The sequence below is a fragment of the Hymenobacter miniatus genome, from assembly GCF_016427455.1.
Taxonomy (GTDB): domain Bacteria; phylum Bacteroidota; class Bacteroidia; order Cytophagales; family Hymenobacteraceae; genus Hymenobacter; species Hymenobacter armeniacus.
The window spans coordinates 98,755-111,358 of sequence record NZ_JAELXR010000003.1 but is presented as its reverse complement, the minus strand read 5'-3'; the positions used below and the strand labels follow the sequence as shown (position 1 = coordinate 111,358).

Here is a 12,604-nt window from a genome sequence, read left to right as displayed (position 1 = left end):
TTTGTGTCGTGCCCCCGAACTTGGAAATGACATTGGCTAGCATTCACCATACCAAGGCCTAAAAGGAAAAGGCCACTCACAATACTGTGAGTGGCCTTTTTGCGCTCCCTCCTGGGCTCGAACCAGGGACCCTCTGATTAACAGTCAGATGCTCTAACCGGCTGAGCTAAGGAAGCATTTTCATGCCCGAAACCCGGTTGGCGTTGCTTCGGACTGCAAACCTACGACTTTCTCTAAATTGGCGCAAGTCTGTCAAACATTTTTTTCAAGAAAATTAGCTGCGAGGCTAGTTGGTTACGTTGAGAATGTTGCCTTGCAGGCTGACACTGTACTGTTTAAGCGGCCGGGTATTGGGTCCGCCGGTAGGCTGGCCGCGCAAATCAAATTGCGAGCTACAGCACGAATCCCGCATGAATAAGCCCGAGTTGCGGTCGAGACTTACCGTGGCGCAGGCGTCGTAGGGCCGATATGGGCAGTTGCGCTCGAAGGCGAGGTAGTTGCTGGCGCTTTGCCGCACCACAATCACGCCCTTCACACCGCCGGCGCCGGCCGGGCCTTTCACCGGCAGCATCACGGCGCCATTATCGAAACGCAGCCGCACGTACTCCTGATTGGTGAGGGTGAGGCTAAGGTTGACGGGGGCGTTGGGAATGAGCGGCTGGTCTTCGTTTTTGCCGCCGCACGCGGCCACCACCAGTCCAGAACCAAGAGCCAAAGGAAGCAGCAACTGACGCATAGAAGACGGTATTGAGAAATTGCTGAAGACAAAGCAGCATCCGCAACAGTAGCAGGGCCACGGCTCTGCCATTGCTTCCCTAATGCGAATACCGACGCATTTGGTTCGTCGGCGGCCAACGCCTGGCCGTCGTGTTTATTTCTTGAACAGCGAATTCACGAACGTGTGCCGGTCAAACAGCTGCAAATCGGTCATCTTCTCCCCTACCCCGATGTAACGCACCGGAATGCTAAACTGGTCCGAGATGCCAATGACCACGCCGCCGCGGGCCGTGCCGTCGAGCTTGGTGATGGCCAGAGCCGTGACTTCGGTGGCTTTGGTGAATTCCTTGGCTTGCAGGAAAGCATTCTGGCCCGTACTGCCGTCGAGCACCAGCAGCACCTCGTGCGGCGCATCCGGAATCATCTTTTGCATCACGCGCTTGATTTTGCTCAGCTCATTCATCAGGTTCACCTTGTTGTGCAGCCGGCCGGCCGTGTCGATGATGACCACGTCGGCGTTCATTTCCACGCCTTTTTTCACGGCGTCGAAGGCCACGGAGGCGGGGTCGGTGTTCATGCCGTGGCTCACCACGGGCACGCCCACGCGCTGGCCCCAAATGATGAGTTGGTCCACCGCGGCGGCCCGGAAGGTATCGGCGGCGCCCAGCACCACTTTCTTGCCGGCCGAGTGGAAGCGGTGCGCCAGCTTGCCGATGGTCGTGGTTTTGCCCACGCCGTTCACGCCCACCACCATGATGACGTAGGGCTGGCCGGTGCTGCCCGCGCTGTCGAGCACGGCCATCGAACCGGACTTGTTGTCTTCCAGCAGCGCCGCGATTTCCTCGCGCAGGATGCGGTCGAGCTCGCCGGTGCTCACGTACTTGTCGCGGGCCACGCGGGCCTCGATGCGGTCGATGACCTTCACCGTGGTTTCGATGCCCACGTCGGCGTGCACCAGCAGGTTTTCCAGGTCATCGAGCACGGCCTCGTCCACGGTGCTTTTGCCCACCACGGCCTTGCTCAGCTGCTCAAAGAAATTGGTTTTGGTTTTTTCCAAGCCTGCGTCCAGCGAGGCTTGCTGGGCGGGCGTTTCCTTGTCCTTTTTAAAAAAATCGAAGAGACCCATAGGGAGAGAATAGTGGGGAGTGATACCCCTACACGCAAAAAGTCCCACGAAGGTGGGACTTTTTAAATTCTTGCGAAGCCGGCCAACAATTACTTGTTGCCGGTGGCCAGGTATTCCTGCACTTTGTCGAGGAGCACCATTTCCTCCTTGAAGGTGTAAGCACCGGTCTTCTCCGATTTCACGGCACGAATCACCTTAGCCCAGTTCTTGGCGTTCTCTGTGGTTTTCAGAGTTGCTACTACTTTCTTAGCCATTGTTCAGGTTATTTAATTTCCTTGTGAACGGTCATTTTCTTGAGGATGGGGTTGAATTTCTTCAACTCGATGCGCTCAGGGGTGTTCTTGCGGTTCTTGGTGGTGATGTAGCGCGAGGTGCCCGGCATCCCCGAGTTTTTATGCTCGGTGCATTCCATGATAACCTGCACCCGGTTTCCTTTCTTGGCCATCTCGACGGGGGTGTATGTTTTTAATTTTAGGACTGCAAAGGTACGGGTCTTTTTGGAAAACGCAATGGGTTGGTGCGCAACTTTCAGTTGGAGAAGCAGAACGGCGCTTTACAGGGGGCTCAGTACGGGCTGCGATGCACAACGAAGCCGCACTTGCTGCTTCACTTACTTCAAGTCCGGCAACTTAAATCCTTCTAGGGCGCTGGGCTCGGCCATCAATTTCTCGATGTCGGCCACGGTGCGGGGTGCTTCGGCCGAAAGGTTCTCGTAGCCGGTGGCGGTAATCAGCGCATCGTCTTCGATGCGCACGCCGATGTTCCACCACTTCGGGTCGCAGGGCGAGCCGGCGGGGATGTAAATGCCGGGCTCCACGGTGATGACGTTGCCGGCTTGCAACGGCCCGCCCGGGCCACGGTCGTGTACATCGAGGCCCAGGTAATGGCTGGCGCCGTGCGGGTAGTATCGGCGAAACTCTTCCTTCTTTTTGATGATGCCGAGCTTGAGTAAGCCCGCGGCCACCACTTCCTGCGTGGCTTTGTTGGGGGCGTCGAAGTCGGCACCAGGCTTGCAGGCGGCAAAACCGGCCTCTTGGGCGGCCAGTACCAACTCGTAAATCTGGCGCTGGGCGGGGCTGAAGGTGCCGGAAGGCGGCGCGGTGCGCGTCACGTCGGCGGAGTAGCCGTGGTACTCGGCGCCGCAATCCATGAGCACGAGGTCGTTATCGAGGCGCTGGCGGTCGTTGGTTTCGTAATGCAGGATGCAGCCGTTGGCGCCACCGCCCACGATGCTAGGGTAGCCCTGAAATTCGGCGCCGTAGCGGCGGTACACGTACTCGTGCAGGCCCTGCACTTCCATCTCGCCCATGTCGGGGCGCAGCAATTTCATCACCTCGCGCTGGCCCTGGGCGCTGATGCGGATGGCGCGGCGCAGCAAGGCCAGTTCTTCCGGAGTTTTAATGGCGCGCAGTTCGTCGAGCTTTTCGCCCAAGGTGGTGTCGTCGATGCGGCCGGGCGGGCGGGCATTAATAGCGGCTTGTCGCTCGGCATCGGTGGCGGCGGCCAGGTAAGCGCTGATGAGGGGTGACTTAGCCAGCGCGGGGCTTTCCTGCACTTGACGCTTGAGGTAGTCGCTCATGCGCTTGGAATCGCCGCGGCCGTAGCGACGCACGATGCTTTCCACAGTGGTCACGGCCGGGTTGTAGTCGGCCGGCACGCCGGCCTGCTGCCGGAAGGTACCCACGAGGTTGTGCAGGTCGGCGGGGTTGCTGGCGTCGTCGCGGGTGTCGAGGGGCAAGTCGCTGAAGAGCACGTGCTCGAAATCAGCCCACTTGATGCCGGCCGCAGCAAAGTCTTTGTTGTCGGCGGCGAATTGCAACTGGAGCTGGCCTTTGGCCCCGGCTGCGCCCAGGCGGCGACCGGTCCACTGCTCACGGGCGGGGTTGCGGGGCTGCGTAAACAGCGCCTCGGTTACGCCCGATTGGCCGCCCACGGCGCGGGGCTCCTTGAAGAGCAGCAGCACCGCGTCGGGCTCTTCGTAGCCGGTGAGGTAATGAAAATCGGGGTTTTGGTGGTACACGTAGTCCACGTCGTTGGCGCGGTTGCGCACGGGAGCGGCAAACACCACGGCCACGCTACCAGCCGGCAGCTGCGCCCGCAGCAGCTCTCGGCGCTGCTTATGAAACGCCGGCGACAAAAAATCGCTGGGCCGGGCAGGGGCCTCGCTGGCGGTGATGGGTTCGGGCACCGAGGCGGGCTGCTGGGCTGCTGCGGGCAAAGCAGCTAGCCCAAAGCAGCTCAGGACGAAAAGCGAAGTAGCGCGCCGCCACCGCAGCGGCGAGGCAAAAACAGCGTCGAAGTAGCGCGACATATTCATCAACCGTTAAATAAACCCATGCTGTAGTGCAAGGTAGCCGCCAACAGACAAAGCCAGCGCCGATACGTTGCCTCAAAGGCAATGTATCGGCGCTGGCTTTAGTCGAGTAAGTTGTAAAAAATACCGGGCATCAAGACCCGCAGCCGTGGCAGCCAGGTCTTATTACTTGGTACTCCTTACTGGTTACCGGAATCTAGTAAACGATGAAGCCCTGCTCCTTGGCCTTCTTCAAGGTGGCCATGATGCCGTTCTTGTTGATGGTGCGGATGGTGGAGGTAGCTACCTTGAGGGTAACCCAGGCGTCTTGCTCGGGCACGTAGAAGCGCTTTTTCTGCAGGTTCGGGTAGAACTTGCGCTTGGTCTTGTTGTTAGCGTGCGAAACGTTGTTGCCAACGCGGGTACGCTTGCCGGTCAAATCACAAACACGGGCCATGATATCGGAGGGTTAATTAGTTACTAAGCAGGGAAACGGGCCGCAAATATCGGCAAAAGTCTGGCATTCACCAAGCCCCCTGCCCTTATTTCTGTTCAGATGCGCCCTGACGGCCTGCTTTGGGCCGAAATTTCCAGGGGCAGTGCCGGCAGCCGCTGCCGCAGCACGTGCCCCGGCGCAAGTGGTACTGCTCGGTAAACACGAGGTAGCCTTCGGGCGTGTAATAGAAATCGCCGGGCTGAAGCGGCTGGGGCTGAGGAGCGGGCATTGCGTGAATCAAAGTTAGGCCCGGCTGCGTTGGTAGAATTATAAGCGGTATCTTGGTGTGGTAAACATGCTACTATTTCCCATGAAAACACCTTTTTACCGGGCGCTTCTGCTGACCCTGGCCGCCAGCATGGCCCACAGCAACCTGGTGAGGGCGCAGGCCACCCCGCCGGTGGTGCTCACGGCCGCCACTGCCCCGGCCGGTGTGCGCCCCGCCCTGACCCGCGACGAAACCGCCCTGGCCGACCCCGTGCGGGAAGCCCTGCGCACCTTGCCCCAGGCGAAGAAAAAATTTCTGGCCGGCCTGCCCACCGGCGACCAATTCCTGCTCTCGGTGCGCGTGATTGCGACGGACACCAGCTTCCGGCAAGCCTCGGCGCGGGTGCTGGGCTGGCACGGCAATACCGTGCAGGCCCTGCTGCTGCCCGACGCCGCTAGCCCGGCCGAGCCCGTGCCCGTGAGCTTCCCCGAAACCGCCGTGGTGGACTGGACGCTGCTGCGCGCCAGCGGCCGCGAGGAAGGCAACTACGTGGGCCGCTACATCGACACCTCGCGGCAGTTGGAGAACCTGCCGCTGCGCTAAAAGTCGGCCAAACAGGCTGGAAAAACGTACTTTCGTGGGTTCACCATCATTCCCGCCCACACCGTATGCACAGCCCCGCCTCCCCCACTGCCACGTCCAGCCGCGCCGAGCAGCTTATGCAGCTCGAAGACCAGTACGGCGCCCACAACTACCACCCGCTGCCCGTGGTGCTGGCCCGGGGCGAAGGGGTACACCTGTGGGACGTGGACGGCAAACATTACTACGATTTTCTCTCGGCCTACTCGGCCGTGAACCAGGGCCATTGCCACCCGCGCATCATCGGCGCGCTCACCAAACAGGCCCAGCAACTCACGCTCACGTCGCGGGCTTTCTTTAACGACCAGCTGGGCGCGGCCGAAAAGCAGCTGTGCGAGCTGTTCGGCTACGACAAGGCGCTGCTGATGAACTCCGGCGCCGAAGCCGTGGAAACCGCCCTGAAGCTGGCCCGCAAATGGGGCTACCAGGAAAAAGGCATTGCGCCCAACCAGGCCCGCATCATCGTAGCCGAGCACAACTTCCACGGCCGCACCACGGGCATCATCTCCTTCAGCACCGATGGCGACAGCACGGGCGGCTTCGGGCCCTACATGCCCGGCTACCAGGTGGTGCCCTACGACGACCTGCAGGCCCTGGAAGAAGCCGTGAAGGAACCGCACGTGTGCGCCTTCTTGGTAGAGCCCATTCAGGGCGAAGCGGGCGTGATGGTGCCCTCGGCGGGCTATTTGGCGAAGGCGGCGGCCATTTGCAAGGCCCACCACGTGCTGTTCATTGCCGACGAAATCCAGACCGGGCTGGGCCGCACCGGCAAGCTGCTGGCCTGCGACTACGAGGACGTGCACGCCGACATCCTTATCCTGGGCAAGGCCCTGAGCGGCGGCGTGCTGCCGGTATCGGCGGTGCTGGCCGAAGACCAGATTATGCTTACCATTCAGCCCGGACAGCACGGGTCCACCTTTGGCGGTAACCCGCTGGCCTGCGCCGTGATGCGCGCGGCGCTGGACGTGCTGCTGGACGAAAAGCTGATTGACAACGCCGCCCGATTGGGCGAAATCTTCCGCGAACGCATGCGCCGGGTGCAGGCCCATCGGCCAGAGCTGGTGGACCTAGTGCGCGGCAAGGGCCTGCTCAACGCCGTGGTCATCAATCCTACTAACGACGGCCGCACGGCCTGGGACGTGTGCGTGACCCTGATGGAGCGCGGCGTGTTGGCCAAGCCCACCCACGGCGACATCATTCGCTTCGCCCCGCCGCTGGTGATTACCGAGGAGCAACTGCACGAGGCCTGCGACGTGATTGAGGAGGTAATCATGGCCTTCTAAAATTGGCGGTATAGTCCTTCGTCTGTCATTCTGGGCGGCGCTCAGGGTGACAGACGTTTTATTTGCTGCATGCCCGACCCCAACCTCTCCTACTGGGAGCACCAGTCTTTCTTCGGCCCGGCCGACGTGGCCATCATCGGCGCGGGGCTGGTGGGGCTTACGGCGGCGCTGTACCTGAAGCAGCGGCGGCCCCACTGGCGCGTGGTGGTGCTGGAACGGGGAAGCCTGCCCAGCGGCGCCAGCACCAAAAATGCCGGCTTCGCCTGCTTTGGGTCGATTTCAGAATTGATAGAGCAGGAAAAGCGCGGCGACTTGCAGGCCGTGGTGGCCGCCCGCTGCGAAGGGCTGGCCCGCCTGCGCGAACTGCTGGGCGATGCCGGGCTCGACTACCAACCGGTGGGCGGCTACGAGCTTTTTCGGCGCGAGGAAGCCGAACTGGCCGCAGAATGCCGCGACAAAATCGACTACTACAACGCGCTGCTGGCGCCGGTGGTGGGCCACGCCCGCACCTTCCGCGACGCGAGTGCCGAGGCGGGTCGTTTCGTTTTTGGGGGTGTGGGTACGCTCCTCAAAAACGAGCACGAGGGCAGCCTCGACGCCGGCCGCATGATGCGCGCCCTGCTGGCCCGCGTCTGGGCCGCCGATGTGCCCGTACTCACCGGCTGCGCAGTCGAATCCATTGAAATGACAGCGAATAACCATCGTTTGCAGCTGGGCAATGGCGCGACGCTCGAAGCCGCCCAGGTGCTACTGGCCACCAATGCTTTCGCGGGTGAATTGCTGCCCGGCGTGGCCGTGGCGCCCGGCCGGGGCCAAGTGCTGGTGACGGAGCCACTACCCGATGTTGCGCTGCCAGGCACATTTCACTATGACCACGGCTATGCCTATTTCCGCCAACTGCCCGACCACCGAATTCTGCTGGGTGGGGGCCGCAACCTTGATTTTGCGGCCGAAGCCACCACGACGCCGGGCCTCACCGAACCGGTGCAGGCCTACCTGGAAAACCTGCTGCATCACGTCATTGTGCCCGGCCAATGGCCGCGCATCGACTTTCGGTGGAGCGGGGTGATGGGGTTCGGGCCGGCGCTGGCGCCCATTGTGGAATGGGCCCGGCCCGGCGTGCTGGCTGCTGTGCGCTGCAACGGCATGGGCGTGGCCATGGGCGCCGGCACGGGCTGGCGGGCCGCCCGGCTGCTGGCCGGGGCATAGCGAAAAGGCCCGGACTTTCGTACAGCCCTCCATCAATCCCATCCTTTAGCTTTTGCCCTATGCTTTTTGCTACGCGACTTCGCTCGTTCCGATTGCACCTGCTGGCGCTGGTGGCGGTGGCCGCCGGGGCTAGCAGCTGCCAGAGCAGCCGGGCCAGCTTTTCGTTTCAACCGGTACGCCTTTCGTCAGCGCCCGAACACAAAGCCACAGCGCCCGTGAAATCGGTGGATTCTGCTGCGGCCATGACTTCAGCGGCGATACCAGGGGCGAATAGTCAGGCTCACGTGGCGGCGGTGCCTAGAGCCGCAAAGCCGGCGCGGCGGCTTCCGCGCATTAAACCGATGGCGAAAGCCGCGCCATTAACCCTTGCCACGGCCGAAATAACCCCGGCCCCGACCGGGCGCCGGCACGTCTGGCTTGCGCGGCCTCGCGCCACGGCCGAGGCAGGCCTGGGCACCACGGTGCTGGGCGTGCTGGGATTGGTGGTGCTGCCTATTGCTCTGGTGGGCCTACTGCTGAGTGGCGCAGGGTTGGTATGGGGCGTATTGGCTGGACTGGCGGCTATAGCAGTACTGGTGGCCTACATCGACCCGTTTGGGCGGTAGTCCGGGGTTTGGGGCGAACTTTGCCCGGCGATTCTGCTTTGTAGAACACGTTTCTCCTTAATTAAATATCTTAAGCCGGCGCCGGCGCGCCGGCCCGCGCCTATGCTCCCCACTCACCGCCCCCGCCGCAACCGCAAGTCCGCCGTCATCCGCGACATGGTGCAGGAAACCCGCCTCACCGCCCACGATTTCATCTACCCCATCTTCATCACCGAAGGGCAGAATCAGACCGAGGAAATCAAGTCGATGCCCGGCATCTTCCGGTTCACGGCCGACCGAGTGATGGACGAAATCGGGGCCTGCGTGGAGCTGGGCGTGAAAGCTTTCGCGCCCTTCCCCAACATCAACGAAGTGCTGAAGGACCCCATGGCCCGCGAAAGCACCAACATGGAAGGCCTCTACCTGAAGACGGTGGCCGACATCAAGCGCCAGTTTCCGGAAGTGGTGCTGATGACCGACGTGGCCATGGACCCCTACAGCTCCGACGGCCACGACGGCGTGGTGGACCCCGACTCGGGCGAAATTCTCAACGACGCCAGCCTGGAAGTGCTCGGCCAGATGGCCCTGGCCCAGGCCCGCGCCGGCGCCGACATCATCGGGCCCTCCGACATGATGGACGGCCGCGTGGCCTGGATTCGGCGGGTGCTCGATGAGAATGCATTTCAGCACGTGAGCATCATGAGCTACACGGCCAAGTACGCGTCGGCTTTCTACGGTCCGTTCCGCGACGCCTTGGCTTCGGCCCCCAAGAAAGGCGACAAAAAAAGCTACCAGATGAACCCCGCCAACAAGCGCGAGGCGCTACGCGAGCTGGCCCTGGACGAGGCTGAAGGCGCCGACATGGTGATGATTAAGCCCGCGCTGAGCTACCTGGACGTGATTCACGAAGTGAAAGCGCATACCCACCTGCCCGTGACGGCCTACAACGTGAGCGGCGAGTACGCCATGGTGAAGGCCGCCGCCCGAAACGGCTGGCTCGACGGCGAGCGCACCATGATGGAGGTGCTCACCAGCATTAAGCGCGCCGGCGCCGACGCCATTCTGACCTATTTCGCCAAGGAAGCCGCCGCCGTGCTGCGCCGCGGCTAACGCATTCGCCCGATGGTTACTACCCGCCGCGCTACTCTGGCCGACGTGCCTGCCATCCTCGCCCTGGTGCGGCGGGTGGTGCCGTTGATGAACGCCAGCGGCAACTTCCAGTGGTCGGCTGACTATCCGAACGAAGCCGTTTTCACGGCCGACGTGAAACAAAACAACCTCTGGGTGGCGGAGCTTGACGGCGCGGTGGTGGGGGTGGCGGCCCTGACCCAGGACCAAGACGCGGAATATGCCCAGGCCGACTGGGACGTGACCGAACCGGCCTTGGTGACGCACCGCTTGGCCGTGGACCCCGCTGCCCAAGGCCGGGGCGTGGCCCTGGCCCTGATGACAGAAGCCGAAAAGCAGGCGGCGGTGCAAGGCCTGCGCGTGCTGCGGGTGGACACCAACTCCGAAAACGCGGCCACGCAGCGACTTTTTCCGAAGCTGGGCTACCGCTTTGCGGGCGAGATTTCGCTGGCGTTTCGGCCGGGGCTGCGGTTTTTTTGCTACGAAAAACGGCTGGACTAACCCCAGCGGCGTCCAGGCAGTATACGCCTCCGACCAGTGCCACCGGGAGGCCCGGTTGGCCGGGCAACAAAAATGCCCGAACTTTGCCCCCTGAAATACCTCACTTTACCACGTTAGTGCCGGGCCAGCGTTGCAACCGGGCGCCATTTCTTTGATATGATTACATCTCTCGTTACCGGCGGGGCCGGCTTCGTAGGAGCCCACGTGGCCCGCGAACTTCTCAAACTGGGCCACAAAGTGGTGGTGCTGGACGATTTGAGCGGCGGCTTTGAGGAAAACCTGCCCCACGCGGCCGAGTCGACGTTTGTACACGGCTCCATCCTCGACCACGAACTGCTGGCCCGCCTGTTCGACGAGCACAAGTTCGACTACGTGTACCACCTCGCGGCCTACGCCGCCGAGGGCCTGAGCCACTTCATTCGCCGCTTCAACTACCAGAACAACCTGGTGGGCAGCGTGAACCTGATTAACGAGAGCATCAAGCACAAAATCAAGTGCTTCGTGTTTACGTCCAGCATTGCCACCTACGGCGCCCTCACCCCGCCCATGCGCGAGGACATGACGCCCGAGCCCGAAGACCCCTACGGCGTGGCCAAGTATGCCGTGGAGCTCGACCTGAAGTGCGCCCACGAAATGTTCGGCCTGAACTACGTGATATTCCGCCCGCACAACGTGTACGGCGAGTACCAGAACCTCGGCGACCGGTACCGCAACGTGGTGGGCATCTTCATGAACCAGCTCATGCAGGGCAAGCCGCTCACCATTTTCGGCGACGGCGAGCAGAAGCGCGCCTTCTCCTACGTGGGCGACATTGCCCCCCACATTGCCAACTGCGTGAACATCCCGGAGAGCTACGGCGAGGTGATTAACATCGGCGCCGACCAGGAGTACACCGTGAACGAGCTGGCCACCACCGTAATGGAAAGCATGGGCCTCGAAGGCATGATTCGCCACGTGGAAGCCCGCAACGAAGTGCAGATTGCCTGGGCCGACCACTCCAAGGCGCACCGCCTCTTCGGCCAGGGCCGCGCCACCACCCTGCGCGAAGGACTCGACCAGATGGTGGACTGGGCCAAGCGCACCGGCATCAAGAAAAGCAGCAAGTTTGAGAACATCGAAGTGCTGGAGAAGCTGCCCCCGGTGTGGCTGGAAGACTAGGTTGATGCATTTTTAAGTATCGTTTGAGAGAACGTCATGCAGAGCGGAGCGAAGCATCTCGCGTGTGGTAGTAATCATTTACTCTTGCACGCGAGATGCTTCGCTCCGCTCTGCATGACGTTCAGTTTTTATCCTTTTGATTCCCCGAATGAAACGCATCCTCTGGGTGGCCATGCACCGGCCCGACCGCTCGCCCTCGCAGCGGTTCCGCTTTGAGCAATACATCGACTACCTGCGCGAAAACGGCTTCGACAGCGACTACTCGTACCTGATTTCGGCCGAAGACGACAAGGTGCTCTACAGCCCCGGCAACTATTTCGGCAAGCTGAAAATCTTCCTCAAGAGCGCGGCCAAACGCCTGGGCAACGTGCTGGACCTGGGCAAATACGACATCGTGTTTATCCAGCGCGAGGCGTTCATGATTGGCACCACCATTTTTGAACAGCTGTTTGCGAAGTCGAAGGCCAAGGTGGTGTTCGACTTCGACGATTCCATCTGGCGCAACCAGGGCGAGGCCGTGGGCGCCAACACCAAGCTGCTGTTCCTGAAGAACCCCGACAAGACGAAGGACATTATTGCCGCGTCGGACCTGATTTTTGCGGGCAACGAGTACCTGGCCAATTACTCGCGGCAGTTCAACAAGAACGTGGTGATTGTGCCCACCACCATCGACACCGATGAGTACCAGCGCGCCAAGCTGCCGCCGCACCCGGGCCGCGTGTGCGTGGGCTGGAGCGGCAGCTTCACCACCATCGAGCACTTCGAAACGGCCATTCCGGCGCTACGCAAGCTCAAGGCCAAGTACGGCGACAAGGTGTACTTCAAAGTCATCGGCGACGGCTCCTACCGCAACGAGGAGCTCGGCATTGCGGGCCTGCCCTGGCGCAAAAACACCGAGATTGAGGACCTGTCTGAAATCGACGTGGGCATCATGCCGCTGCCCGACACGGAGTGGGCCAAGGGCAAGTGCGGCCTGAAAGGCTTGCAGTATATGGCCCTGGAAATTGCCACGCTGATGTCGCCGGTGGGCGTGAACTCGACCATCATTCAGGACGGCGTGAACGGCTACTTGGCCGACCAGCCCGACGAGTGGGTGGACAAAATCAGCCGCCTCATCGACAACGAAGCCCTGCGCCTGGAAATGGGCCGCGCCGGCCGCCAGACGGTGGTGGATAAGTATTCGGTCATTTCGGAGCGCGGGCACTACCTGCAGCTGTTTCGCGAGCTGACGGCGTAACGTCACTTCGAAAGCAACAAAAAAG

General features: G+C 61.7%; 15 protein-coding genes and 1 tRNA gene. 8 read left to right on the top strand and 8 right to left on the bottom strand.

The window, feature by feature from the left end; all coding sequences use genetic code 11:
• Nucleotides 1-102: 102 nt before the first annotated feature.
• The 8 genes from JAO73_RS05735 to JAO73_RS05700 all read right to left on the bottom strand — a co-directional run bounded on the left by JAO73_RS05735 (nucleotide 103) and on the right by JAO73_RS05700 (nucleotide 4,861).
• Nucleotides 103-176: transfer RNA gene (locus JAO73_RS05735), tRNA-Asn, on the bottom strand.
• Between the two features lie 110 nt (nucleotides 177-286).
• Nucleotides 287-736, bottom strand: coding sequence for a Rieske (2Fe-2S) protein (locus JAO73_RS05730; protein WP_198976185.1), 450 nt, complete (start codon nucleotides 734-736; stop codon nucleotides 287-289).
• 135 nt (nucleotides 737-871) lie between these two features.
• Nucleotides 872-1,843, bottom strand: coding sequence for a signal recognition particle-docking protein FtsY (ftsY, locus tag JAO73_RS05725; protein WP_190925584.1), 972 nt, complete (start codon nucleotides 1,841-1,843; stop codon nucleotides 872-874).
• Nucleotides 1,844-1,932: 89 nt separating this feature from the next.
• Nucleotides 1,933-2,097 carry a DUF4295 domain-containing protein gene (locus tag JAO73_RS05720; protein ID WP_196295226.1) on the bottom strand — a complete coding sequence of 55 codons (165 nt, stop codon included), beginning with the start codon at nucleotides 2,095-2,097 and terminating at the stop codon, nucleotides 1,933-1,935.
• A gap of 8 nt (nucleotides 2,098-2,105) precedes the next feature.
• Nucleotides 2,106-2,288, bottom strand: coding sequence for a 50S ribosomal protein L33 (rpmG, locus tag JAO73_RS05715; RefSeq protein ID WP_046245291.1), 183 nt, complete (start codon nucleotides 2,286-2,288; stop codon nucleotides 2,106-2,108).
• Between the two features lie 165 nt (nucleotides 2,289-2,453).
• Nucleotides 2,454-4,154: an aminopeptidase P family protein gene (locus tag JAO73_RS05710; RefSeq protein WP_198976184.1), complete on the bottom strand. Its 1,701-nt coding sequence runs from the start codon at nucleotides 4,152-4,154 to the stop codon at nucleotides 2,454-2,456.
• 199 nt (nucleotides 4,155-4,353) lie between these two features.
• Complete coding sequence (gene rpmB, locus JAO73_RS05705; protein WP_196285946.1) at nucleotides 4,354-4,593, bottom strand: 50S ribosomal protein L28; 240 nt, start codon at nucleotides 4,591-4,593, stop codon at nucleotides 4,354-4,356.
• Between the two features lie 85 nt (nucleotides 4,594-4,678).
• Nucleotides 4,679-4,861, bottom strand: a complete 183-nt coding sequence (locus JAO73_RS05700) for a C1orf53 family protein (RefSeq protein ID WP_190925576.1) — start codon at nucleotides 4,859-4,861, stop codon at nucleotides 4,679-4,681.
• 81 nt (nucleotides 4,862-4,942) lie between these two features.
• On the opposite strand from JAO73_RS05700, the gene JAO73_RS05695 reads away from it, so the two are divergent.
• The 8 genes from JAO73_RS05695 to JAO73_RS05660 all read left to right on the top strand — a co-directional run bounded on the left by JAO73_RS05695 (nucleotide 4,943) and on the right by JAO73_RS05660 (nucleotide 12,579).
• The gene (locus tag JAO73_RS05695; RefSeq protein ID WP_198976183.1) at nucleotides 4,943-5,443 is read left to right on the top strand and encodes a hypothetical protein; all 501 of its coding nucleotides are present in this window, start codon (nucleotides 4,943-4,945) and stop codon (nucleotides 5,441-5,443) included.
• A gap of 65 nt (nucleotides 5,444-5,508) precedes the next feature.
• On the top strand, nucleotides 5,509-6,762 hold the full coding sequence (gene rocD, locus JAO73_RS05690) for an ornithine--oxo-acid transaminase (RefSeq protein WP_198976182.1): 1,254 nt from the start codon (nucleotides 5,509-5,511) through the stop codon (nucleotides 6,760-6,762).
• A 69-nt stretch (nucleotides 6,763-6,831) separates the two neighbouring features.
• Nucleotides 6,832-7,971 (top strand): NAD(P)/FAD-dependent oxidoreductase, encoded by a 1,140-nt coding sequence (locus JAO73_RS05685; RefSeq protein WP_198976181.1) that lies wholly within the window; start codon nucleotides 6,832-6,834, stop codon nucleotides 7,969-7,971.
• Nucleotides 7,972-8,312: 341 nt separating this feature from the next.
• The gene (locus JAO73_RS05680; protein ID WP_198976180.1) at nucleotides 8,313-8,576 is read left to right on the top strand and encodes a hypothetical protein; all 264 of its coding nucleotides are present in this window, start codon (nucleotides 8,313-8,315) and stop codon (nucleotides 8,574-8,576) included.
• A gap of 102 nt (nucleotides 8,577-8,678) precedes the next feature.
• Nucleotides 8,679-9,665, top strand: coding sequence for a porphobilinogen synthase (hemB, locus tag JAO73_RS05675; protein ID WP_198976179.1), 987 nt, complete (start codon nucleotides 8,679-8,681; stop codon nucleotides 9,663-9,665).
• Nucleotides 9,666-9,677: 12 nt separating this feature from the next.
• On the top strand, nucleotides 9,678-10,184 hold the full coding sequence (locus tag JAO73_RS05670) for a GNAT family N-acetyltransferase (protein ID WP_198976178.1): 507 nt from the start codon (nucleotides 9,678-9,680) through the stop codon (nucleotides 10,182-10,184).
• A gap of 156 nt (nucleotides 10,185-10,340) precedes the next feature.
• Nucleotides 10,341-11,342 (top strand): NAD-dependent epimerase/dehydratase family protein, encoded by a 1,002-nt coding sequence (locus tag JAO73_RS05665; RefSeq protein ID WP_198976177.1) that lies wholly within the window; start codon nucleotides 10,341-10,343, stop codon nucleotides 11,340-11,342.
• A 148-nt stretch (nucleotides 11,343-11,490) separates the two neighbouring features.
• Nucleotides 11,491-12,579, top strand: a complete 1,089-nt coding sequence (locus tag JAO73_RS05660; RefSeq protein ID WP_198976176.1) for a glycosyltransferase family 4 protein — start codon at nucleotides 11,491-11,493, stop codon at nucleotides 12,577-12,579.
• The last annotated feature ends 25 nt before the right edge of the window (nucleotides 12,580-12,604 follow it).